Here is a 23,620-nt window from a genome sequence, read left to right as displayed (position 1 = left end):
GCTGTCCCAAGCGGGGCACGGCCGGGCCGGAAACGGGCCCCGCATCGGGTGCCACGAAGCCGGGCGGTGGAGCGACGGGTCGACCGGGGCGGGGTGTGGCAGGCCCGGGCGCCGGCGCCACCGGTTGCCCCGGCTGGGATGCCACGAGGCCGGGTGGCGGCCCGACAGGCCGCCCCGGGAGCGGGGTCCCGGGCTCCCGCGGGACGGCGACGGCTGGATCGGCGGGTCGTCCCGGACCGGGAGCGGGCGGTGTGACCGACGGCCCGTGGTGGGGCGGCACGAAGCCGGGCGGTGGTGCGACCGGACGCCCCGAGGCGGGTGCGGCCGGGGCGGTCGGCTGGCCCGCGCCGGGCGTGGCCGGATCCGCGGGCGGCGTGGTCGGGACGTGCCCGGCCCGGCCACCAGGCCCCGCGACGGTCAGGTCGACGCCAGGTGCGGCCTGGGTGCCGGATGTCATCGGAACCGGCGCGCCCGCGCCCGCAGGCGCAGGCACCGACCGCTCCACCTCGGTCGAGGGCTGGCCCGCGCCCGGCGCCATCACCCGGCCGGGCACACCGGTGCCGGCAGCCGGCATGACGCGCCGGTCCGGACCGGGCACACCGGTGTCGGCGACCGGCATGATCGGCCGGCCGGGGCGAGGTGCGCCGGTGTCGGGGGTCGGTTGGCCGGGGCGAGGTGCGCCGGTGTCGGGGGTCGGCATGGTCGGCTGGTCAGGGCCGGGTACGCCGGCGCCGGCCGTCGGCACGGCCGGCTGTCCGATGGCGGCGGGCATCGTGCCGGCGGGCATTCCGCCGTGCGGCGTCTCGGCAGGCGGCATCCCGGCGGGCGCGTGGTCCGGGCCGGGGATGGGCACCGTCGGCCGGCCGCCGGGCATCGAACCCCACACGGGGCCGCCCGGCCGGCCGGCCGCGGGCGGCACCTCGTCCGGAACGATCGCCCACGGTCCGTCACCGTCGGCGAGGAAGACGTGTGCCGTCCGCGGTGTACGTCCGGCGCGCTGCTGCGGAACGCCCGGCCGTGCATAGCCGCCGCTTCCCGCGGGAATCCCGGCGTCCCCGCTCGGACCCTGTTCCGCGACCGGCCCGGAGCCGGTCGACTGGCCATCGAGGGGGACGTCTGCGGAATCGAGCGCCGACCGTCGTTCCGGCCCGGCGATCTGGTGCTGTCCTCGGACGCTGGACCGCTGGTCCACGGGCGCGCCGGGATACGGCGAGTCACCGGTCTGGCCGCCGGGCGCGGTGCCGGCGTGAGCGCCGGGATCGAGGCCGGGAGCGGCGAGGGGCACGGTCGGTTCGGCGTTCGACTCGTTCCGGAAGACGACCGGCGTACCGGAATTGTCGGAAAGCTCCGCCGACGCCGAACCCTGCGGCCCGACCTCGCCCCGCGACGACCGCAGAGCGGACGAATCCGGCGAATCCGAGGCAGCACCGGCCGCTGGATTCTCACCGGCGCGGCCCGGCCGGTTGTCACCGGTGCCGAGCGCCGGATTCTCACTGGCGCGGCCCGGCCGGTTGTCACCGGCCCCGCCCGGCGGGATGGCACCGGCCCCGCCCGGCGGGATGGCACCCGCGCCGGTCGCCGGATTGGGAGCGGCACCGCCGGCCGGGTTGGCAGCGGCGCCGGTCGGCGGGCCGGCGGCTGGCAGGTGGGGAACGGCGGGGGCCGGCGGGCGGGCGCCGGCGTCGGCCGGCGCAGTCGAGGCGGTGGCCGGCGGAGCCGGGACCTGCGGCGCGGCCGGGCCGATCACCCGCGCCGGGGGAGTCGGCTGCGCGGTTCCCACGACCCGCGGCGTGACGGGTGGGTCGCTCTTGATGACGCGCGGCGCGGGCGGCGGAGTGACCCGGCTGACGACCTTCGGGGGTACGGGCGGGTCCGCCCGCCGCACCACCCGCGGCCTGCCGTCGTCGCCGTGCTGCGCGGCCTGCCGTGGGCCGGCCGGGGACACCGGCCCGCGGGGTGTCTCGTAGTACTCACCGTCGAGCACCATCGGCTCGCCACGGCCGCCGCCGGAGCGCTCGCCGTCCGCCACGTCGTCGCCCGCCCATTCCGGGCGGACGCCCCGGGAACGCTCGTCACGTCGGACGGACCCGCCGCCCGGCCCGCCTTCGGAGGCGCGCGCGTCGTCCCGGTTCCGGCCCGCCGGGGCGTCGTCCCAGTCGCGGGCCCGCAGGTCGACGGGCTCGTCGTCGAGGGCGTCGTCCCAGCCCGAGTCGTCGCGCCCCGGCCCGAAGTGGTCGCGGTCGTGGGTGCCGTCGCGGCCAGGGCGTTGGACGCGGTCGTGGGTGCCGTCGCGGCCAGGGCGTTCGTCGCGGTCGTGGGTGCCGTCCCGGACCGGCTCGTCGTCGCGGAGCCGCGCGTCGGCCGCTACCCGCCCGCGCGCCGCCTCGCCGCCCTCGTACCTGCCGCCGTTCCGAACCGGGTCGGCGTCCCTCGGCCGGCTGTGGCCGTCGTACCGGTCGTCGGGGCCGTCGTACCGGTCGTCGGGGTCGGACACCTGGGCCCGCCCGGACATCGCGGGCCGGTCGCCGCGCCGCGCCGCACCGCTCCGCGGGTCCTGCTCGTCCCGGCGCGGGCGGCGACCGCCCGGGGGCCGGATCGGTCCGAAGTCCTCGTCGTCCCAGTCCGCGACGAGGTCCCGTCCGCGCTCGGCGCCGGGTCCGCGCCGGACCGTCGCCCGGCCGTCCCGCTCCTGCGGTCCGGTGCCACGTCGCGGGTCGCGCTCCTCCGGCTGCGGAACCTCCGCGGCGCCGCGCCGCTCGCCGGTGGCGCCGCGCCCGGTCGCCGCCCGGCCGTCACGTGGCGGAAGATCCCGTACGTCCTCGTCCCGGCGGACCTGCGGGCCCCGCCGACGCGGCTCCGCGCCGTCCCAGTGGTCGTCGCGCCGCCCGCCGTCCCAGTGGTCGTCGCGCCGCGCGCCGCGCCGGTCGTCGTCCCAGCGCTCGCCCGCGGGCCGTGGCCGTGCGCCGCCCCACCGCTCGTCCGGGCCGCGCCGGCCGTCCCGGGGCCGCCCGCGCTCGTCGCCGTGGTCGGCCGGCTCGCGGCGGCCGTCGTGGTCGGCCGGCTCGCGGCGGCCGTCGTGGTCGGCCGGCTCGCGGCGGCCGTCGTCGCGCCGGCGCCCGCGACCGTCCTCGCGATGCGTCCCGTACCGGTCCGCCGGCCGCCCGGCGCGCCCGTAGTCGTCACCCTGCCCGCGGCGCTTGCGCTCGGGATTCTGCAGGGCCGCCGGATCCACGATCGGGAAGTCCGGCTTGTCGAAGTCCACGCCCAGTTCGGGACGGTTGAAGTCGATGTCGTCGAAGTAGTTGCCGGACAGGTTGTCGACGGAGGTGTCGATCGGTACGAAGTCCGGATCGTCCAGCCAGCTCGGACGGTGCGCGTCGAAGGGGTCCGCCGGCTTCCGGCTACGGTGCGTACGGTGGGCGGCCGGCTCGTCACCGTCCGCATCCGGTCGCCGGGTGGGGATGACCGGGTCGGGGGCGGTCCGCTTCTCGTAGTGGCGCTGCTGGACCACCGCGTATTTGGGCATCAGCGAGTACTCGTTGTACTCGTCGTCCCAGTACTCGTCGTCCTCGAAGCTCATGCCGCGGCCTCGCTACGGCCCGGGAATGTCCCACCGCCCCGTCGCCGCATATGTGCCACCGTCCTCACCTGGACCACCTCCGCGCCCCCGGTGCCCGCCCCTCGCGCACCCGGATCAACCGCCCGCCACGTGGTGGATGTGGAAGGTTAATCACGGATCTGCATGGTGCGCCACCGCGCTGCGGGTCCCCCGGTCCGGACTCGCGAGGGCGCCGCGGCCGGTGACCGACCCGGCGCCGCAGCCCGCCGGGAGTACTCGGTCGACCTCGAATACGTCCGGCGGGGCCGCCCGGTTCAATGTTGTGAACAGTGACTATGCGGGGTGCCCGGGAGCGCGCACGGTGACGTTCGCGCACGCGCGGCAATCAACGAACGTGATTGTGTCCGGGTGACGGGGGCCCGATCGACTTAAGCACTTCTTAAGCTCCTTTTCAGGAAAGTCAGGAACTCCCGGGTGACCCCGATCAGGTGACCGAACGTGTCCAAGGACACCGCCACATTCCGCGGATCTTGAACGTTGAAGCTGGCACGGTTGTGGTGCGGCCCGGTCCACGCAGGACGGAGCCGCCCGCTGCGGCCGACGAAGTCCACAGCGGCTCGCCGGCTTCCCGGCCGAGCGGCCGTCGCCCCCCCCGTTCTGACGGCCGCACCCCCGCGCCCGTGGACGACCCGCCCCGGGAGACCGCCCCCCGACTCCCCGGGCGATTGGCGGATCAGGCGCAACAGGCCGGGACCAGAGGCGGCGGCGGGAGCGATCCCGCCGCCGTCCTTGCCCCTCTGCGTACCCCGAAGGGCCCCCCGGCGGCGCCGGTCGCCTGGTCTTGATCCCGGTGCGCCCGGGGACCCGGGGCACGCCCGCCCCGGCGCCGTCACCCGTAACGGGACAGCGCGCGCTCCAACTCGGGCGTGCCGGGCCCGGCGTCGGCATCGGGAAGATCGCGGTGCCCGCTGGAGCCGGGGGAGCGGATGGCCGAGGGCGCTGGGCCGACCCGGACGGCGACCGCCGCGATCACGGTCGGGGGCGCGGCCACCAGGGGCACCGGCAGGGGGATCGTCACCCGCCGCCCCGGTGAGTTGATCAGCAACAGATACCACCCGGCGATCTCCGACCAGCCCAGCCCGGCCTGGTCGTGGTCCCACACCACGATGGACGCCCGGCTGCGGTCGAACGGGATCCAGCCGTCGCGCGGCGGCCCCGGATCGGCCCGCCAGTCGGCCACCGGCATCCCCGCGGCCTCGAACGCCTCCGCCACCGCGCGCAGATAACACCAGTGCGCCGCCGTCCCGGCCGACCACGTCCGCAAGCGAGAGCCTCCGATGCTGGGCGATCCCGCTCCGACGATACGCCGCGTCCCCGCCGCCGTCGCGGTCCGCGCCGCCCTCGCGGTCCTGGCCGCCGTCGCGGTCCTGGCCGCCGTCGCGGTCCTGGCCGCCGTCGCGGTCCTGGCCGCCCTCGCGGTCCCCGCCGCCGTCGCGTCCCCGCCGGGCGCACCGCGCAGCGGGTGCACGGCGAGCTCGTCGATCGCCGGGCCGGGCCGGTGCCCGACGCCCCGCGGACCGGTCGTGAACACCCGGGCGACGACCCGCGCGTCCCCCGGCCCGGCGACTCCGGCTCGGCCGCTCGCAGACCAAGCGGGGCCGCCGTCCGCGGGCGCAGGGTCCGCTGGAGGACGCGGGGCCCCGATCCGGTACGTCGCTCAGTACGTGCACCCGTGGCGGTCGCGCGCCTTGAGCCGTACCGTCGGAAGCTCCGGCGCCGGCAGCGCAGCCCCGGACCGTGCCGAAGCGCCGCCCGGCCGCCCAGTCGGCCCGCGCCTGCACGATCTCCTCGTGTGACCGGCAGACGAAGTTCCACCACATCACCAGCGGCTCGTCGAACGGCTCGCCACCGATCAGGAACAGCCGGGCCGGCGACAACACCGCGATGTCCAGCGTGGTCCGCCCGGTGTCCAGGTAGAGCAGCGAGCCGGGGGTCAGCGGCGACTCGTCGACGACCGCCGACCCGGACATCACCAGCACGCCGTACTCGAACGCCGGGTCCAGTTCGAGCGTCTGGCGCGCCGCCCCGGCGTACGCCAGCTCCGCCCCGACCAGCGGCGAGTGCACCGTCGCGGGGGAGCGCAGCGTCCCGAGCGACCCCACCGCGACGGTGACCGTGACCGGCCCCTCGGTGTACGACGGCAGCCCGTCCAGGTGTTCGAAGGCGGCCGGGCCGCGGCGTGCGCCGTCCGGCAGCGCCACCCACAACTGCAGCCCGTGCATCCCGTCCGGATGCTCCGCCGGGGTGTACTCGGAGTGCGCGATGCCGTGCCCCGAGGTCATCAGGTTCAGCTGCCCGGGCCGGATCACCTGGTCACTGCCCAGGCTGTCGCGGTGCTCGATGACGCCGTCGACCAGCCAGGTCACCGTCTGCAACCCGGTGTGCGGGTGTGGCGGGACCTGCATGCCGGGCCGGCCGCGCACGTCGTCGGGCCCGAAATGGTCGACGAAACACCAGGCGCCGACCATCCGGCGCTCCCGGTGCGGCAGCAGACGGCGGACCGTGGCGTAGCGACCCAGCGGCACGTCGTGCCCGGGCAGCAGCACGCTCTCGGCGGCAGGCAGCGTCATGTGCCGACTCTATGCAATGCGGGCCGTGCCTGCGGGTCGAGGCCGCACGTGCGGCGGCGTGCCGCTTGCCGGGGTGACCCAGAATGCCAGGGCAACCGCCGAGCCGGCGGACTCAAGCGGACTCGATCGGAACGGATACGGTGAACATACATCGAACCGGATGGCCGCCTGCCGTTCGCCCGGCCCTGGCCTGGCGCTCATCCCGCGCGGCGACCATGCGACGGTGGTGAGCTCGCGGACTCTGCGGTGGACCGGCTTCGGCGGCTCGGTCCTGCTGGCGGTGGCCGGCCTGCTCGGCGGGCACGGTCCGGCGGTGGTGTCCGGCTGGGTGGTGGGCACCGCCCTGCAGGCGTACGCCTGGTGGACCGGCCGGGACCGGCCGCTCGCGCCGCGCTGGGTGGTCGGCACGATCGTGCTGTGGGCGGCGCCGTTCCTGCTGCTGCCGCCGTTCGGCAGCCGGGACGTGCATTCGTACGCCTGCCAGGGGGAGCTGTGGCTGCGCGGGCTGAGCCCGTACGAGCACACCGCGCAGACGCTGCCCTGCACCTGGGTCGATGCGGTCGCGCCGATCTGGCGGGACACGCTGACGCCGTACGGCCCGCTGTTCGTCCTGGCCGCGGCCGGGGTGGTCGCCGTGGCCGGAGCGCTGCCGCCCGATCCGCACGTCACCGGGGAGCTGGCCGTTCCGCTGCTGTTCCGGGTGCTGGCGCTGGCCGGGACGATCGCGACGGCGGCCGGGCTGCCGGTCCTGGCCCGGCGCTGCGGCGTGCCCCCGGGCCGGGCGCTCTGGGTGGCGCTGGCCGGGCCGCTGGTCGGCGCCCATCTGCTGGGTGGCCCGCACAACGACGCGCTGATGCTCGGCTTCCTGGTCGGTGGCCTGGCGCTGGCGGTTCGCTTCCCGGGCCGCCCGGTGGCGGTGCTCGGCGCCGGGGTGCTGCTGGGATGCGCCGTGGCGATCAAGGCCACCGCGGTGGTCGTCATCCCGTTCGCCGCCCTGATCTGCGCCGCGGCCCGGTCCGGGAGGCTGGTGCCCGGGGTCGCCGCCCGGTCCGGGAGGCTGGTGTCCGGGGTCGCCGCCCGGTCCGGGAGCCTGGTGGCCGGGGTCGCCGCCCGGTCCGGGAGGCTGGTGTCCGGGGTCGCCGCCCGGTCCGCGGGCCCGGTGGCCGGAGCCGCCGGGGTGCCGGGGCGGTGGGCCGGGCTCCGCGGCGTGGTGGTCGCGGCGGCGGGGGTGGGCGGCGCGGCGGCGGCGACGTTCGCCGGGATCACGGCCGCCGGCGGGCTCGGGTACGGGTGGATCACCGGCCTGCGGGAGAGCGAGATCCTGATCCAGTTCTCGTCGCTGCCGACCGCGCTCGGGATGACGCTCACCTATCTGGGGCGGCCGTTCGACCCGGCGTTCGACGCGGTGCCGGCGGTCCGGGCGGTCGCCCTGGTCGTGCTCGCCGTGGTGCTGACCATGCTGTGGTTCCGCGCGCTGCGCGAGCGCGCCGACCCGGGGCGGGCCGCGCTGCACTCGGCGGCGCTGGCCCTGGGCGCCACGGTGGCGCTGGCCCCGGTGGTGCTGCCGTGGTATGCGCTGTGGCCGCTGGTCCTGCTCGCGGCCACCACGGTCGCTACGAGAGCGGTGATGGCCGTGACCGTCGCCGCCGCCTTCTCGGTCCTGCCGGACGGCGCCGGGCTGACCCGTACCGTCAAGCTCCCCGGCGCGATCCTGGTGACGGCGCTGCTGGCCGGGCTGGCCGTCGTCGCCCTGCGCCGCCGCGGGGCGCGGCCCGGCGATCCGGAGCCGGCGGCGCCCATCGCGACCTCACCGGCGGTGTCCCGGTCCGCGAGGGGGCCGCTGGGCTGAGTGGGTCCTGGCGGTGTCTCGGTCCGCGAGGGGGCCGCTGGGTTGAGCGGGTCCTGGCGGTGTCCCGGTCCGCGGCGCCGCTGGGTTGAGCGCGTCGCGGCGGTGTCCCGGTCCGCGAGGGGGCCGCTGGGTTGAGGGGTCCTGGCGGTGTCCCGGTCCGCGGGGCCGCCGGGTGGAGCGCGTCGCGGCGGCCACCGGCCCGGCGTCAGGTGGTGACGGTGGAGGGCAGCAGGGAGGCCGAGCCGAGCACCCGGGTGACCGCCACCTCGATCACCACCCGCTGCGGGTTGGGGCGCGGCGTCCGGTAGCGCGCGGCGTACCGGCGTTCCGCGTCGGCGACCGCCTCCGGATCGTCGCGGACCACCGCTAGCCCCTCGACGGTGCTCCAGCGGCGTCCGTCCACCTGGCAGATGGCGACCTGCTGCTGGCCCCGCCGCACGTGCCGCACCTTGGCCGATCCGCCGGATGCGATGATCCGGGCGATCCCGGTGACCGGGTCGAGGGTGGCGCCGACCGCGACCACGTGCGGTGAGCCGTCCGCCCGCAGCGTGGTCAGCGTGCACAGGTGCCGCTCGATCCAGAACTCCCGCAGTGGAGCGGACTCCAGGGAAATGACTCCGCTCACGCGGCTCCTCCGATGGCGATGACAGTGGCGATGGCGATGACGGGGACGCGGACGATGACAGGGACGCGGACGATGACGGGGACGCGGACGATGACGGGGACGCGGACGGTGAAGACCCCGGTGACGGCGATGGCGTCCGCGATGGCGACACGCCCGGTCACGGGATCCGTGGCCGGAACGTTCATCCGCTCTCCGCCGCCAGCTCCCCGCGGCGGACCGCCGCCACCAGCGCGGCGTGGTCGCTCTCCACCTGGTCGGCGTAGGCGCGGGCGAACCGGGCGAGCGACTCGTCCAGCTTGTCGCTGCCGCCGACGTACCCGGCGATCACCGATGCCCCGCTGGTCCGGGCGTGCGACTTGGCCAGCAGGTACCCACAGATGCCGGCGTAGTCGGCGAGCGCCCCGGCGTTGATGTCCTCGACGACGATCGCGCCCTTCATGTCCCGGAACTGGCGTACGTAGAACTGGTGCTCGCCCATGGTCGTCCACCCGAGCAGCGGGTCGCTGACGGTCTGCAACGCCTGCTGGTACTCCACCACGCGCTGGCCCTGGTGCCGGTGCCACGGCGGCGCGCCGTGCTGGTGTCTCGCCACCACCGACCGCCGGGCCTGCTTGAGCTGCAGGAACACCACGTCGTCCGGGTCGCTGCCCTCGCACAGCGCGACGTAGGCCCGCAATCCCACCGACCCCACGCCGACCACCTTGTGCGCGACGTCGACGATCCGGTAGCCGCCGAGGATCCGGGCCCAGTGCGGCTTGAGGGTGTTGAGGTACCCGTCGAGGGCTTCGCCGAGCAGCTCCCGGTCGCGTTCCGGCGGGCGGGTGATCACCGGTGGCTCCTCGATCAGCCGCCGGGTGCCGTCGCGGCGTTCGGTGAAGCGGGGCAGCGCCCGGTCACTGGTGCGGCGGCGGGCCCGGCGGGCGGCCCGCTCGATCTCGTCGCGGAAGCTGCCCCGGCTGGCCGCGGAGCGCATCGCGTCCACGTCGAGCTGGTCGAACGAGCGGGCCAGCAGCGGCCGGCTGGACAGCTGCGAGATCTGCTCGCGGTACTCGGCGACGCAGTGCTGGACCGCGTCGGCGCAGGCGCTCTCCCGGAAGCCGTTGACCCGGCCGGCCACGTGCACGCTGACCGCCAGCCGGCGCAGGTCCCACTCCCAGGGGCCGGGGTGCGCCTCGTCGAAGTCGTTGAGGTCGAAGACCAGCTCGCGCTCCGGGGAGGCGTAGAAGCCGAAGTTGCCGAGGTGGGCGTCGCCGCAGATCACCGGGGTGATGCCGGTGTGCGGCAGGGCGGCGAAGTCGTCGGCCATCAGGCCGGCGGTGCCGCGCAGGAACGCGTACGGGCTGGCCGTCATGCGACCGATCCGGAGCGGCACCAGCCAGGGCAGCCGGCCCTCGTGCGAGGCGACCACATGACGCACCGGATCGGGCCGGTCGGCGGGCGGGCGCCAGTGCGCCATGTCCGAGCGGGGGGACCGCTCGCGCAGTGAGCGTCCGATCTCGTATCGTTCGGCGCGCGGGCGTGCGGGCCGGCGCAGCGATGTGAAGCCTTCGTCGTCCGTCGAGCCGAGCACGGCGGGGCTGCCGATCGTGGGTGTCGCGTCCATTGTTGCCGAGAGTACGGGGCTGCAGGCAACGGTCGCGCGGGGCTCGCGGCACGGGCATTGTTATCGATAACATTTCCCATACCGGGAGACGCGCGGCTCGCCGCTACGCTCCATCAGATCCGGACCTGGCGAGGTGCGCAAGTGGAGACCAAGGGATCCCGTTCCCCGGCGATGACCGACGTGGCACGACTGGCCGGGGTCTCCCACCAGACCGTCTCACGGGTCCTCAACGATCATCCGAACGTCAAGGAGCAGACCCGGCTGCGGGTCCGGGCCGCGATCGCCGAGCTCGGCTACCGCCCGAACCGGGCGGCCCGCGCCCTGGTGACCGGCCGCTCCCAGCTGATCGGCGTGGTGGCGCGCAACAGCATGCTCTACGGCCCGGCATCCATGCTGACCGAGTTCGAGCAGGCGGCCGCGGACGCCGGGTTCGCGGTCAGCGTCGGCAGCGTACGCGAGCTGGACCGCGACTCGATCGCCGCCGTGGTGGACCGCCACCTGGACCAGCGGGTCGCCGGCCTGGTGGTGATCGCCCAGGTGGCCTCGGCCACCGAGGCGCTCGCGGAGATCCCGGCGGACGTGCCGGTGGTGTTCATCGACGGCGACCCGGCGGCCGGGCGCTCCCTGGTCACGGTGGATCAGGTGGCCGGCGCGCGGGCGGCGGTGCAGCACCTGCTGGCGGCCGGGCACGAGACGGTCTGGCACGTCTCCGGGCCGACCGACTGGTTCGACTCGGCCGGCCGGATCCAGGGCTGGCGGCAGACGCTGCGGGAGGCCGGCCGCGAGGTGCCGCCGCTGCTGAGCGCCGACTGGTCGGCCGCCGAGGGGTACCGCGCCGGCCAGATGCTGGCCCGGATGCCCGAGGTCACCGCGGTCTTCGCGGCCAACGACCACCTGGCCATGGGGGTGCTGCGGGCGCTGCACGAGCGGGGCCGGCGGGTGCCGCACGACGTCAGCGTGGTCGGCTTCGACGACGTGCCGGAGGCGGCCTACTTCATCCCGCCGCTGACCACCGTGCGGCAGGCCTTCGGCGACGTCGCGCGGGCCGCCCTGACCCTGCTGCTGGGCCAGATGAAGGACGATCCAGGCGCGGTGGAGACGGTCGTCGTGCCGGCGGAACTGGTGGTGCGCGAGAGCGTGGCGCCGCCCGCCTGAGGGCCTGCCGGGGCGGGTTAAGCGGCCGTTACCTCGTTGTTGCGAAGAGCCGTTGACACGAGAATTGTTAGCGATAACACTGGGCTTCTCCCGCCGGAGTGTGGTCGTCGCCACGTCGCCGGCCCCCCTCGTGGAGGTATTTCCGATGTCCGTTGAGCCGAGCGCCACCCGCGCCGCCGGCCTCGGCGACGGGGCCCTGAGCGCTCCGGTCGTCGTGCCGTCGGCGGGCGACGCACGGCACGACCGGACGACCGAGGCGGTCACCCTCCGTGAGGAGGCGTGGGTGCCACCATACGGTGTGCCGGCCTCCTTCGCAGGGGTTCCGCCGCGCGGTCACGGGGACCCGGAGCAGGAGGACCCCGTCGGCACGGGCACTTCGGCCTGTCATGCCGGCCACGGCGAGGAGATCCTCGAAATACCCCGGCGCCCGGCTCGGAGCACCGGCCACGAACCGGTGTCCCAGGGGCGTTCACCAGCTGGAATCCGGCGCAGCCAAGATTCAGGACGAGCCTCTCGCGGAGTGCTCGGTGCTGCACGATCACTCTGGCCGGGGAGAGGCGGAGGGTGACGCGCGAGCCGCGTGCCATCCCGCGTCGCGTGACCGAGACCCGGTAACAGCAGCACCATCGACACCTAAGGAAAACCGATGAAACCGCAGATCTGGTTTCTCACCGGCAGTCAGCACCTGTACGGACCGGAGACGCTCCAGCAGGTCGCCGACCAGTCCGCCGAGATTCAGCGCACCCTCGCCGCGGGCCTGGGCGCGGAGCTGGTCAGCCGCCCGGTGCTCACCGACTCGGGCGCGATCAAGCAGGTGATGCTGGACGCGAACGCCGACCCGAACGTGATCGGCGTGATCGCCTGGATGCACACGTTCTCACCGGCGAAGATGTGGATCTCCGGCCTGGACGCGCTGCGCAAGCCGCTGCTGCACCTGCACACCCAGCACAACATCTCGCTGCCCTGGGAGTCCATCGACATGGACTTCATGAACCTCAACCAGGCCGCGCACGGCGACCGCGAGTTCGGGTTCATCCAGGCGCGCCTGGGCGTGCCGCGCAAGACGGTGGCCGGGCACGTCTCCGACCCCGCGGTGGTCGCCCGGATCGACGGCTGGGCGAAGGCCGCGACCGGCCTGCAGCGCCTGCGCACCCTGCGGCTGGCCCGCTTCGGCGACAACATGCGCGACGTCGCGGTCACCGAGGGCGACAAGGTCGAGGCCGAGTTGCGGTTCGGCGTCTCGGTCAACACGTACGGGGTGAACGACCTGGTCGCCGTGGTCGACGCGGTCGACGAGAAGGCGGTCGACGACCTGGTCGGCGAGTACGCCGAACTCTACGAGCTGGCCCCGGAGCTGGCCGTCGGCGGCGAGCGGCACGAGTCGCTGCGCTACGGCGCGCGGATCGAGGCCGGCCTGCGGCAGTTCCTCACCGAGGGCGGATTCGGCGCCTTCACCACCAACTTCGAGGACCTGGGCGGGCTGCGCCAGCTGCCCGGTCTGGCCGTGCAGCGGCTGATGGCCGACGGGTACGGCTTCGGCGGCGAGGGCGACTGGAAGACCTCCGCGCTGCTGGCCACCGTGAAGGCGATGGGCGCCGGCACCGGCCGCGGCACCTCGTTCATGGAGGACTACACGTACCACTTCGGCCCGGGCGAGCCGAAGATCCTCGGAGCGCACATGCTCGAGGTCTGCCCGAGCATCGCGTCCGCCCGGCCGCGCGTCGAGATCCACCCGCTCGGCATCGGCGGCCGCGAGGACCCGGTCCGCCTGGTTTTCGACGCCACGTCCGGTCCGGGTGTGGTGATCGGCCTGGCCGACCTCGGCGACCGGTTCCGCCTGGTCGCCAATACCGTCGAAGTTGTTCAGCCGGACGAGCCGCTGCCGAACTTGCCAGTTGCCCGTGCCGTGTGGAAGCCCGCACCGTCGCTGTCGACCTCGGCCGAGTGCTGGCTCACCGCCGGAGGACCGCACCACACCGTTCTCACCCAGGCCGTCGGCCCCGAGGTCCTGCGGGACTTCGCCACGATGGTCCAGACCGAGCTGCTGCTCATCGATGACCGCACCACGACCGACGACTTCGCCGACCGGGTGCGGTGGAACCAGGCGTACCACCGCCTGGCCCGCCCTCTGTAACACCGCGCTCAAAGAGGAGAACCCCCCGTGAAATACACCCGGTTCGCGGCCACGATCTCGGCCGCCGCCCTGGTCACCACCATGGCCGCCTGCGGCTCCAGCGAGAAGACCGCCGACAAGGAGGCGGCCAGCGGCGACAACGCCGGTGCGCTGGTCGGTGTGACCATGCCGACCCGTTCCTCGGAGCGCTGGGTCGCCGACGGTGACAACGTCAAGAAGCAGCTGGAGGCGCTCGGCTACAAGGTCGACCTGCAGTACGCCGAGGACAGCATCCCGACCCAGACCCAGCAGATCGACACCCAGATCACCAAGGGCGCCAAGCTGCTGATCGTCGCGTCGATCGACGGCACCGCGCTGTCCAGCCAGCTCGACAGCGCCAAGGCGAACAACATCCCGGTCATCGCGTACGACCGCCTGATCCGCGGCAGCGCGAACGTCGACTACTACACCACGTTCGACAACTTCAAGGTCGGCGTGCAGCAGGCCACCTCGCTGCTGACCGGGCTGGGCGTGCTCAAGGCCGACGGCAGCAAGGGTGACAAGAAGGGCCCGTTCAACATCGAGCTGTTCGCCGGCTCGCCGGACGACAACAACGCGACCTTCTTCTTCAACGGCGCCAAGAGCATCCTCGACCCGTACATCAAGGACGGGACGCTGGTCGTCAAGAGCAACCAGACCGACTTCAAGACGGTCGCCACCCTGCGCTGGGACCCGGCCACCGCGCAGAAGCGCATGGAGGGCATCCTGACCGCCACCTACAAGGGCGGCGCGAAGGTGGACGGCGTCCTCTCGCCGTACGACGGCATCTCGATCGGTATCCTCTCCGCGCTGCGCAGCGGCGGCTACGGCACCGCGTCCCAGCCGTACCCGATCGTCACCGGCCAGGACGCCGAGAAGGCGTCGGTCAAGTCGATCGCCGCGGGTGAGCAGTACTCCACCATCTACAAGGACACCCGCCAGCTGGCCAAGATCACCGTCGAGATGGCCGACGCCATCCTGAAGGGCCAGACCCCGCAGACGAACAACACCACCGACTACGACAACGGCAAGAAGGTCGTCCCGGCCCAGCTGCTGCAGTCGGTCATCGTCGACAAGAGCAACTACAAGAAGGAGCTCATCGACTCCGGTTACTACACCGAGGCCGACATCAAGTGAGCTGGCGCCGAACCCCGCCCGACCCCAGCGGGCGGGGTTCGGCTCCCTTGGCGGCCGAAGGAGACCTCCAATGACCGACACGATCCTGCGGATGAAGAACATCACCAAGACGTTCCCGGGCGTCAAGGCGTTGCAGGATGTCAACCTGGAAGTCCGCAGGGGCGAGATCCTCTCCATCTGCGGCGAGAACGGGGCCGGTAAGTCGACCCTGATGAAGGTGCTGTCCGGCGTGTACCCGCACGGCACCTACGACGGCGAGATCGAGTACGACGGCGAGGTCAGCCGGTTCGCCGGCATTCGCGACAGCGAGCACAAGGGCATCGTCATCATCCACCAGGAGCTCGCGCTCGCCGCCAACCTCTCGATCGCCGAGAACATCTTCCTCGGCAACGAGCAGGCCAAGCGCGGCTGGATCGACTGGAACAAGACGAACGCCGCCGCGGACGAGCTGCTGCGCCGGGTCGGCCTGTCGGAGAGCGCCGTGACCCCGGTCGTCGATCTCGGCGTCGGCAAGCAGCAGCTGGTCGAGATCGCCAAGGCGCTCACCAAGAACGTCAAGCTGCTGATCCTCGACGAGCCCACCGCGGCCCTCAACGACGACGACTCGGCGCACCTGCTCAACCTGCTGCGTGGCCTGCGCGACGAGGGCATCACCTGCGTCATCATCTCGCACAAGCTCAACGAGGTGATGAGCATCTCCGACCGCGTCACCATCCTGCGCGACGGCCAGACCATCTGGACCGAGGAGACGGCGAACCTGTCCGAGGACAAGATCATCGCCGGCATGGTGGGTCGTGACCTCGAACACCGGTACCCGGAGCACGAGCCCAAGATCGGCGACGAGGTGCTGCGGATCGAGGACTGGACGGTGCACAGCCCGACCCAGCCCGACCGTGCGCTGGTGCGCAAGGCGAACCTCAGCCTGCGCCGGGGCGAGATCGTCGGCCTGGCCGGCCTGATGGGCGCCGGCCGTACCGAGCTGGCGATGAGCGTCTTCGGCCGCTCGTACGGCGTGAACATCTCCGGCCGCCTGATCAAGGACGGCAAGGAGATCCAGGTCCGGAGCGTCCAGGAAGCGATCAAGCACGGCATCGCGTACGCGACCGAGGACCGCAAGCGCTACGGCCTCAACCTGATCGAGGACATCAAGCGCAACATCTCCGCGGCCGGGCTGACCAAGCTGGCCAGGGGCGGCTGGGTCGACGGCAACGAAGAGTACAAGGTCGCCGACGAGTTCCGGGCCAGCATGAACATCAAGTCCCCGACTGTCGAGGCGGTCGTCGGCAAGCTGTCCGGCGGTAACCAGCAGAAGGTCGTGCTGTCCAAGTGGATCTTCACGGACCCGGACGTGCTCATTCTCGACGAGCCCACCCGTGGTATCGACGTGGGCGCGAAGTACGAGATCTACACGATCATCAACCGGCTCGCCGACGAGGGTAAGGCCATCCTGGTCATCTCCTCCGAGCTTCCCGAGCTGCTCGGGATCTGCGACCGCATCTACACCCTCTCGGCCGGCCGGATCACCGGCGAGGTGCCGCGTGCCGAGGCGACCCAGGAGTCCCTGATGACTCTCATGACGAAGGAAGAACAGGAGGTCGCGCCGTGACGGTCGCACCCACCAACGCGGACCTCGCGGTCGGCAAGCAGCCGGCTCAGGCACCCGGCAAGAGCCGCTCCAAGCTCAATCTGAACCTGAAGCAGAGCGGCATCTACATCGCCTTCGCGGCGATCATCGTGCTCTTCACCATCCTGACCGACGGTGACCTGCTCGCCCCGCAGAACATCAGCAACATCATCGTGCAGAACTCGTACGTGCTGATCCTCGCGATCGGCATGATCCTGATCATCATCGCCGGGCACATCGACCTGTCGGTCGGCTCGGTGGTGGGCGCGACCGGCGCGTTCGCCGCGGTGATGATGGTCCAGCACGACGTGCCGTGGCCGGTCGCCGTGGTGGCCACGCTGATCTTCGGCGCGCTGATCGGCGCCTGGCAGGGCTTCTGGGTGGCCTACTTCGGCATCCCCGCCTTCATCGTCACGCTCGCCGGCATGCTGCTGTTCCGCGCGATCACCTACAAGATCCTGGGCAACCAGGGCCTCGGCCCGTTCCCGGACCCGGTGCGGAACCTGGCCAACGGCTTCACCGACGGCTTCCTGGGCAACGTCGGCCTCGGCCCGCTCGGCGGCGCCGACCTGTTCAGCATCATCGTCGGCCTGCTGGTCGTCCTCGGCATCGTGGTCGTCCAGTGGCGCTCCCGGGCCGCCCGGATCGCCTACCGGCAGGCGGTCGACCCGATGTGGATGTTCGTGCTCAAGGCGGTCGTCCCGGCCGTGCTGGTGATGTTCGTGATCGTGCAGCTGGCCCGGTACCGCAACCTGCCGTGGGTGCTGATCCTGCTCGCCGTCCTGGTGGTCGGCTACACCCTGGTCACCAATCGGGCGGTCTTCGGCCGTCAGATCTACGCGATCGGCGGCAACCTCCAGGCCGCGACGCTCTCCGGCGTCAAGGTCAAGTCGGTGCTGTTCTGGCTGTTCGTCAACATGGGCGTGCTCTCCGCCCTGGCCGGCATCATCTTCGCCGGCCGGCTCAACCAGGCCAACCCGACCGCCGGCAACAGCTTCGAGCTGGACGCCATCGCGGCCGCCTTCATCGGTGGCGCCGCGGTCCAGGGTGGTGTCGGCAAGGTGGTCGGCGCCATCACCGGTGGCCTGATCATGGGCGTGATCAACAACGGCATGATCCTCATCGGTGCGGCATCCGAGACCGTCATGCTGGTCAAGGGCGCGGTCCTGCTGGCCGCGGTGGCTTTCGACATCTGGTCGAAGCGCCGCACCGCGGGCGCCCGCTGACACCCCCGAACCGCAACGGCCGGTACTCCCCGCAGGGAGCACCGGCCGTTGCGGTGTGCGGGGTCAGCGGGCGGCGGCCAGGCCGAACGCCGACGGCTTCACACCCGGGAAGACCCCGTCCAGGGCGCCGAAGCCGCAGCGCTTCTGCAGCACCTCGCCGATCACCGAGCGGTAGTCGGTGGTCGCCGCCAGATCGCCGTCGACCAGCGCGCCGGGCGACAGGCCCGGCCAGTTCGCGTACACCTTCCCGCCCCGGATGCCGCCGCCGAGCAGCAACATCGCGTTGCCGTGCCCGTGGTCGGCGCCCCGCGAGCCGTTCTCCCGCACCCGGCGGCCGAACTCGCTGATGGTCAGCACGGTGACGTTCTTCATGGCGGTGTCGCCGAGGTCGGTGGTGAACGCGGCCAGGGCCGCGGCCAGGTCCGCCAGGTTGTCGTACATCCGCTGGCCCTTGACCGCGGTGCCCAGCCCCTCGTGCATGTCCCAGTCGCCGCTGTCCACCGCCGCGGTCACCAGGCCGGCCTTCGCCTTGATCAGCCGGGCCACGTCGCGCAGCGCCGCTCCCAGCTCGGTGTCCGGGTAGGTGGCGCCGTTCGCCGGGGCGTACCCGGCGGCCTTCACCGCGGCCGTCGCGGACAGCGCGCGGTCCGCCGACCCGGCCGGCGCGGCCAGCGCCGCCGGCGCGTCGGCGTACATCGCGCGCAGCGCCGCGGCCATCGGCCGCTTGCCGTCCCCGGCCAGGGTGAAGTCGTCGATCGCCGGCATCGACACGTCGTCGGCGCCGCCGAGCAGGATCCGGGCCGGCATGGCGTGCCCCAGCGACACCCCGGCCAGCGGCGCGGTCGCGCCGGTCAGCCCGAGCATCCGGTCCAGCCAGCCGCTGCGGATCGAGGTGCCCGGCGCGGCGTTCTCCATCGCCTCCATCGCGGCGAAGTGCGAGCGGGTCGGATTCGGCTGTCCGACCGCGTGCACCGCCGCCATCCGGCCGCCCTGCCAGAGCGGCAGGACCGGTGCGAGCGCCGGGTGCAGCCCGAACGCGCCGTTGCCGGCGATCACCCGGCTCTTCGGCACGCCGATGGCCGGCCGCGCCGCGTAGTACGCCGGATCACCGATCGGAACGATCGCCGACAGCCCGTCGAACCCCCCGCGCAGCGAGATCACGACCAGGGTGTCCCCGGTGTACCGCTCGGCGGCGAACGCCATCCGGGTGCTCAGCGCCGCCCCGGCCAGCCCGGCGAGCGCGCCGCCCAGGACGGTCCGTCGGGTGGGCTCACAGCACAGAACGTTCTTCATGATCACCTCAGCTGGAAGGACGGGGCGTCGAGGACGAGCGCGATCAGGTACGGAGCGTGCCCGGCGAGCGACCGGTCGGAGCCGCTCAGGGGACTGGTCGGCACCTTTCCGGCGACACTGAGCACGGCCGCGGTGTGCGAAGCCGGCAACGTCGTCCCGATCAGCCGGGTGGCGAGCGCGTCGATCAATCCGCCGTAGGTCGCCGGCAGCACCGGGACCAGGGACTTCAGCAGGTTCGCGGGCCGGGTCAGCTGCTTGGGGTACCAGCCGGCGGCCAGGTTCAGATGCAGGTTGCAGCGCATCAGGAAGGCCGAGGGCGACGCCCAGACCGACGCGACGTCCGGGAACCCGTTCGGCGGCGCCCACCGGAACGGCGCGTTGCCGGCCGAGACCAGCATGTCGTGCAGCGCGCCCAGGCTCTTCACCCCGTCGGCGTCCGGTTCCAGGCCGAGCGCCCGGATGGTGGCCACCATGTCCTCGAACGGGGTGCGGGTCTTGCGGCCGATCGAGTCGGCGAACTCCGCGGAGGTGAACAGCGCGCGCAGCACCGGCACGATCGCGGTGTCGTTGGCCAGGTACACCTTCGCCAGCCGGGCGACCAGGGCGGCCGGCGGCTCGTCGGTGACGAACCGGACACACAGCTTGTGGGCCACCCGCTCGGCGGTGGCCGGGTGCTTCGCCAGGTGGTCGAGCAGGGCCAGCGCGGCCGCCTCGCCGTCGGCCTTCGCGTTCGCGTGCCGGAAGCCGGCGATGTCGACGGCGCCGGTGGCGTGCTGCGACGCGTCGTACGCGTAGTTGCCGGCCCGGCTCACCGTCATCCCGGTGAGCAGACGGGCGGCGTCCCGGACGTCGCTCTCGTCGAAGATCAGCCCGACGGTGTGCAGCTCCATCAGCTCGCGGGCGTAGTTCTCGTTCGGGTGCGCCTTGCTCGACGACCGCTGGTCCAGGTAGGTCAGCATGGCCGGGTGCCGGGCCGAGGCCTTGAGCATGTCGGCGAACCGGCCGAACGTGTGCTTGCGGATCACCTGGGCGTCGTAGTCGCCGCGGGTGTCCCACATCCCGCTGGCCGGCGCGGCGATGTGCAGGTGGTTGCCCCAGAACCCGGCGACCGCCTCGAACAGCTGCCGCCGGCTCCACGCCGCGCGGGCGAGCACCGCCTGACCGAGCTGCCGGAAACCGTCGTAGGAGTGCTTCGGCAGGGCGGCGCGCACGGCCGCCGGGGTGGCGTGCGCCAGCGGGAGACGCCGCAGCAGCTTGTCGCAGGCGCTGTCGTCGATGCGCTGCGGGTCCAGCTGCCGGTCGAGCCAACCGGCCACACCGAGCCGGCGCGCCTCGGCCAGCGACTGCTCGGTGGCGCCGAAGGTGGCCCGGCGCAGCAGGTGCGCGATCGGGTCGTCGCCGAGCAGCGCGGCCGGGTCCAGAGCGGCGGGCTTCGCCGCCGCGGCGGCCGGCACGTCGATGATCAGCCCGGCGGTCACGGCCGCGGCTCCGGTCAGCAGGGTACGGCGGGTCGGCGTCATGCTCTTCCGTTCGGCCCGCCGGGCAGACCGCGTCGCGGCCGCAACCGTGACTAACGCGTCCGCAATCCGGGTGCACCCGTGACCGGACACCACGACCGACGTAGGCTCACACCCGTGGATCAGGCAGAAACGGTACGGACCCCCTCCTCCTGGGCGGTCGTCGGTCTCGACAACGGCGGGACCTGCAACAACGCCACCGTGCTCGACGCGACCGGGCAGTTTCTGGTCAGCCACCTGGTGGAGAATCCGAGCCGCGTCCTGGACGGCCCGGAGTCGGCGGTCGAGGCGCTCGCCGAGGCTTTCACCGGCATCCTGGAGCTGACCAGCACGCCGCTGTCGCTGGTCCGCGCGGTCGGCCTGGACACCCCCGGCCCGGCCAGCGCGCACGGGGTGATCTCGTCCAAGGGGTCGACCAACTTCAACCAGGTGTCCTGGCGCGGGTTCGACATCCGCGGCGCCCTGGAGGCCCGGCTCGGCCTGCCGGTGATCTACAACAACGACGCGAACGCCGCCGCCCTCTACGCCCACCACCGGCACTTCGGCACGGCCGCCCTGGAGCACTCGTCGGTGGCCGCGATCGTCGGCACCGGGCTCGGCGGGGGAGTGGTCGAGAACGGCAAGGTGATCCGCGGCGCCGCCGGGATGGCCGGCGAGCTCGGTCACGTGCAGATCCCGCTGCACGGCGTGATCGAGGCGGACCAGCCGGTGCCCCGGTGCAACTGCGGGTTCGAGGGCGACGTGGAGGCGATCGCCTCGCTCACCGGGATCCGCAACAACCTGCTGCCGTACTGGCTGACCCGGTTCCCGGACCACCCGCTGGCCGCCGAGCCGATCGACCGGGCGGCCAAGCTGCTGCGCGGTTACGGGGAGAAGGAGGACCCGCTGGCCATCGCGGTCTTCACCCAGCAGGCCCGGGCGATCGGCAAGCTGTTCACCATCGCGGCCAACTTCACCGATCCGTCGGCGTACTTCCTCGGCGGCGGCGTGGTCGAGGCCGCCCCGCACTTCCGGCAGTGGTTCCTCAACACCGTGCGGGAGAGCACCCAGCTGCGCGACGAGCAGGTCGAGGCGGCCACCTTCGCGATCGTCGCGGACCTGGACATGGCCGGTGCCCGCGGCGCGGCGGTGGCCGCCCTGGACGCGGTCTCCTCCGCCGGCGCGGTGACGGTCACTCGTCCTTGAGGGCGGCCGCCACGTCCGGGAACATCGGCAGGTAGTCGGTGAGCCCGAGCGTGTCGAACAGCCGCCGGAGGAAGCCGGACGGCGCGGCGAGCCGGACCCAGCCGCCTCGCTCCATGGCCCGGCCGTGCGCGGTGACCAGCACCCCGACGCCCATGGAGTCGCAGAAGTCCAGGCCGGCGACGTCCACCACGACGCGCGGGGCGGGCCGTTCGACCAGGCGACCGAGATTGGCCTTGAGGGCGGGCGCGGTGTCGATGTCGAGGGAACCGCGCAGGACGAGGACGGCCGTGTTGGGTGGATGGTGCGCGACCGATACCTGCATATCCGTGTTTCTTTCGACTCGGGGGCGGACTCGATGGGGATCGACGTTGCTGACCACCCTATGCGAGCCCGCCCACCGCCGCAGGATTCACGCCGGCACGGCGCGTCTCACTTCGAGTTGCGCCACTTGCGGCCGTTGCGCCCGATCAGCCGGTCCGCGTCGGTCGGCCCCCAGGAGGCGGCCTCGTACGTCGGGATCGGCGACTGGTCCCTGGCCCAGTGCTCGATGATCGGGTCGACGATCCGCCAGCACTGCTCCACCTCGTCGCTGCGGATGAACAGCGACGCGTCGCCGATCAGCGCATCCAGCAGCAGGCGCTCGTACGCCTCCGGGGACTCCTCGACGAACGTCTGGTCGTAGGAGAACTCCATGCTGGCGGTGCGCACCCGGAAGGTGTGGCCCGGCACCTTGGCGCCGAAGCGCAGCGAGATGCCCTCGTTCGGCTGGATCCGCAGGATCAGCGCGTCCGCGTCCAGCTCGGTGAGCTGGTTGGTCGGGATCGGCAGGTGCGGCGGGCGCTGGAACTGCAGGGCGACCTCGGTCACCCGGGCCGGCAGGCGCTTGCCGGTACGCACGTAGAACGGCACGCCGGCCCAGCGCCAGTTGTCCACGTTGAGCCGCAGCGCGGCGTACGTCTCGGTCCGCGACAGCGGGTCGACGCCCACCTCCTCGCGGTAACCGGCCATCAGCTCCTCCCGAGTGCCGCCCCGGGTGTACTGCCCGCGCACCGCCGCGTCGGCGATGTCCCGGTCGGTGGGCAGCCGGATCGCCTGCAGCAGCTTCACCTTCTCGCTGCGCAGGCCTTCGCCCTCGAACGAGGCCGGCGGCTCCATCAGCGCCAGCGCGAGCACCTGCAGCACGTGGTTCTGCACGATGTCGCGCATCGCGCCGGCCGACTCGTAGAAGCCGCCCCGGGTGCCGACCCCGAGGGTCTCGGCCACCGTGATCTGCACGTGGTCGACCCAGGAGCGGTCCCAGATCGGCTGGAAGATCGAGTTGGCGAAGCGCAGCGCCAGCACGTTCTGGACGGTGTCCTTGCCCAGGTAGTGGTCGATGCGGAAGACGTTCGGCTCGTCGAACGCGGCGTGCACCACGGCGTCGAGCTCGCGGGCGGTGGCCAGGTCCCGGCCGTACGGCTTCTCGATCACCAGCCGGGCGAACGAGCCCTCGCGCGCCTGGTTGAGCCCGGCGCCGGCCAGGCCGCAGATCACCGGCTCGAACGCGCCGGCCGGGGTCGACAGGTAGAACAGCCGGTTCCCGGACGTGCCGCGCTGCGCGTCCAGCTCGTCGAGCGTCTCGGCGAGACGCTTGTACGTCTCCGGGTCGTCGTAGCCGCCGGAGACGTAGCGGATGCCGCCGGCCAGCTGGCGCTTCTGCGACAGACTGCGTCCGCCCAGGGCGCTCTCCGCGAACTGCTCGTCGGACATCGGCGTCCGGGCGACACCGACCAGCGCGAACTCGTCGGGCAGGCGGTTGTGGCGGGCCAGGCTCTCGACCGCCGGCAGCAGTTTGCGGCGGGTGAGGTCACCGGAGGCGCCGAAGATCACCAGAGTGGCCGGCGGCGCGCTGCGCTCCTGGATGAGCTGAGGTTGGTCCATTTCTCCGTGTCCTCCGACCGGGTCGTTACCGTCCGTCTGACCTTACGCAGCGGCCGAGGTCCATGGTTCATCGCGATGTGTGCCGGCGAGCACACGTGTCGGTCGCCACGGCGCAGGCGTGACTTTTCGTGACCGGCTTCACGAC

15 protein-coding genes and 2 pseudogenes are annotated in these 23,620 nt (G+C 73.0%); 8 read left to right on the top strand and 9 right to left on the bottom strand.

The features are described 5' to 3' along the window. Positions 1-1,909: 1,909 nt before the first annotated feature. Complete coding sequence (locus ACTEI_RS37210; protein WP_145831001.1) at positions 1,910-3,730, top strand: hypothetical protein; 1,821 nt, start codon at positions 1,910-1,912, stop codon at positions 3,728-3,730. Positions 3,731-4,448: 718 nt separating this feature from the next. Here the strand turns inward: ACTEI_RS37210 and ACTEI_RS21035 are convergent. Together ACTEI_RS21035 and ACTEI_RS21030 are read right to left on the bottom strand one after the other, a co-directional pair. Continuing rightward, the gene (locus ACTEI_RS21035) at positions 4,449-4,883 is read right to left on the bottom strand and encodes a DUF6292 family protein (RefSeq protein ID WP_145831002.1); all 435 of its coding nucleotides are present in this window, start codon (positions 4,881-4,883) and stop codon (positions 4,449-4,451) included. A gap of 393 nt (positions 4,884-5,276) precedes the next feature. Continuing rightward, positions 5,277-6,189, bottom strand: a pseudogene (locus ACTEI_RS21030) (pirin family protein). 226 nt (positions 6,190-6,415) lie between these two features. On the opposite strand from ACTEI_RS21030, the gene mptB reads away from it, so the two are divergent. Continuing rightward, positions 6,416-8,038, top strand: coding sequence for a polyprenol phosphomannose-dependent alpha 1,6 mannosyltransferase MptB (gene mptB, locus ACTEI_RS21025; protein WP_145831003.1), 1,623 nt, complete (start codon positions 6,416-6,418; stop codon positions 8,036-8,038). 205 nt (positions 8,039-8,243) lie between these two features. On the opposite strand, the gene ACTEI_RS21020 is transcribed toward mptB, so the two are convergent. The 3 genes from ACTEI_RS21020 to ACTEI_RS21015 are packed head-to-tail and all read right to left on the bottom strand — an operon-like array spanning position 8,244 to position 10,266. Continuing rightward, positions 8,244-8,663: a PPOX class F420-dependent oxidoreductase gene (locus ACTEI_RS21020; RefSeq protein WP_122979211.1), complete on the bottom strand. Its 420-nt coding sequence runs from the start codon at positions 8,661-8,663 to the stop codon at positions 8,244-8,246. Next, complete coding sequence (locus tag ACTEI_RS37205) at positions 8,660-8,848, bottom strand: hypothetical protein (protein WP_145831004.1); 189 nt, start codon at positions 8,846-8,848, stop codon at positions 8,660-8,662. The genes ACTEI_RS21020 and ACTEI_RS37205 overlap by 4 nt, the downstream gene beginning before the upstream one ends. Next, on the bottom strand, positions 8,845-10,266 hold the full coding sequence (locus ACTEI_RS21015; protein ID WP_187645960.1) for a DUF2252 domain-containing protein: 1,422 nt from the start codon (positions 10,264-10,266) through the stop codon (positions 8,845-8,847). Before ACTEI_RS21015 ends, ACTEI_RS37205 begins: the two co-directional genes overlap by 4 nt. Positions 10,267-10,437: 171 nt before the next feature. On the opposite strand from ACTEI_RS21015, the gene ACTEI_RS21010 reads away from it, so the two are divergent. The 5 genes and pseudogenes from ACTEI_RS21010 (at position 10,438) to mmsB (ending at position 17,560) form a co-directional block, all read left to right on the top strand. After that, complete coding sequence (locus ACTEI_RS21010; RefSeq protein ID WP_122982303.1) at positions 10,438-11,421, top strand: LacI family DNA-binding transcriptional regulator; 984 nt, start codon at positions 10,438-10,440, stop codon at positions 11,419-11,421. A gap of 646 nt (positions 11,422-12,067) precedes the next feature. Then, positions 12,068-13,555: an L-arabinose isomerase gene (gene araA / locus ACTEI_RS21005; protein WP_122979210.1), complete on the top strand. Its 1,488-nt coding sequence runs from the start codon at positions 12,068-12,070 to the stop codon at positions 13,553-13,555. A gap of 27 nt (positions 13,556-13,582) precedes the next feature. Next, complete coding sequence (gene chvE / locus ACTEI_RS21000) at positions 13,583-14,710, top strand: multiple monosaccharide ABC transporter substrate-binding protein (RefSeq protein WP_187645959.1); 1,128 nt, start codon at positions 13,583-13,585, stop codon at positions 14,708-14,710. 142 nt (positions 14,711-14,852) lie between these two features. After that, positions 14,853-16,316 (top strand): annotated as a pseudogene (gene mmsA, locus ACTEI_RS20995) (multiple monosaccharide ABC transporter ATP-binding protein); the annotation flags it as partial. Further along, a complete protein-coding gene (gene mmsB, locus ACTEI_RS20990) occupies positions 16,313-17,560 on the top strand; it encodes a multiple monosaccharide ABC transporter permease (protein WP_122979208.1) in 1,248 nt (415 codons plus the stop codon). The pseudogene mmsA and the gene mmsB, both read left to right, overlap by 4 nt. 63 nt (positions 17,561-17,623) lie before the next feature. Here mmsB and ACTEI_RS20985 read toward each other — a convergent pair whose 3' ends face one another. Then, positions 17,624-18,853 (bottom strand): DUF1501 domain-containing protein, encoded by a 1,230-nt coding sequence (locus tag ACTEI_RS20985; protein WP_122982301.1) that lies wholly within the window; start codon positions 18,851-18,853, stop codon positions 17,624-17,626. A 2-nt stretch (positions 18,854-18,855) separates the two neighbouring features. Continuing rightward, complete coding sequence (locus ACTEI_RS20980; RefSeq protein WP_122979207.1) at positions 18,856-20,373, bottom strand: DUF1800 domain-containing protein; 1,518 nt, start codon at positions 20,371-20,373, stop codon at positions 18,856-18,858. Between the two features lie 114 nt (positions 20,374-20,487). On the opposite strand from ACTEI_RS20980, the gene ACTEI_RS20975 reads away from it, so the two are divergent. Next, positions 20,488-21,555 (top strand): ROK family protein, encoded by a 1,068-nt coding sequence (locus ACTEI_RS20975; RefSeq protein WP_122979206.1) that lies wholly within the window; start codon positions 20,488-20,490, stop codon positions 21,553-21,555. On the opposite strand, the gene ACTEI_RS20970 is transcribed toward ACTEI_RS20975, so the two are convergent. After that, a complete protein-coding gene (locus tag ACTEI_RS20970) occupies positions 21,542-21,877 on the bottom strand; it encodes an STAS domain-containing protein (protein WP_122979205.1) in 336 nt (111 codons plus the stop codon). The two genes, ACTEI_RS20975 and ACTEI_RS20970, sit on opposite strands and share 14 nt — an antisense overlap. A gap of 107 nt (positions 21,878-21,984) precedes the next feature. Then, positions 21,985-23,475: a glucose-6-phosphate dehydrogenase gene (gene zwf, locus ACTEI_RS20965; protein WP_122979204.1), complete on the bottom strand. Its 1,491-nt coding sequence runs from the start codon at positions 23,473-23,475 to the stop codon at positions 21,985-21,987. Positions 23,476-23,620: the final 145 nt, after the last annotated feature.

Source organism: Actinoplanes teichomyceticus ATCC 31121 (assembly GCF_003711105.1).
Taxonomy (GTDB): Bacteria; Actinomycetota; Actinomycetes; order Mycobacteriales; family Micromonosporaceae; genus Actinoplanes; species Actinoplanes teichomyceticus.
Note: the sequence above shows the minus strand (reverse complement) of the source record. Positions and strands in the feature narration are given on the sequence as shown.

Excerpts from the sequence above, each read along its gene's own strand:
- ACTEI_RS37205 (WP_145831004.1), bottom strand. The coding sequence starts at position 8,848 with ATGAACGTTCCGGCCACGGATCCCGTGACCGGGCGTGTCGCCATCGCG.
- ACTEI_RS21015 (WP_187645960.1), bottom strand. The coding sequence starts at position 10,266 with ATGGACGCGACACCCACGATCGGCAGCCCCGCCGTGCTCGGCTCGACG.
- ACTEI_RS21010 (WP_122982303.1), top strand. The coding sequence starts at position 10,438 with ATGACCGACGTGGCACGACTGGCCGGGGTCTCCCACCAGACCGTCTCA.
- araA (WP_122979210.1), top strand. The coding sequence starts at position 12,068 with ATGAAACCGCAGATCTGGTTTCTCACCGGCAGTCAGCACCTGTACGGA.
- ACTEI_RS20985 (WP_122982301.1), bottom strand. The coding sequence starts at position 18,853 with ATGAAGAACGTTCTGTGCTGTGAGCCCACCCGACGGACCGTCCTGGGC.
- ACTEI_RS20980 (WP_122979207.1), bottom strand. The coding sequence starts at position 20,373 with ATGACGCCGACCCGCCGTACCCTGCTGACCGGAGCCGCGGCCGTGACC.
- ACTEI_RS20970 (WP_122979205.1), bottom strand. The coding sequence starts at position 21,877 with ATGCAGGTATCGGTCGCGCACCATCCACCCAACACGGCCGTCCTCGTC.
- zwf (WP_122979204.1), bottom strand. The coding sequence starts at position 23,475 with ATGGACCAACCTCAGCTCATCCAGGAGCGCAGCGCGCCGCCGGCCACT.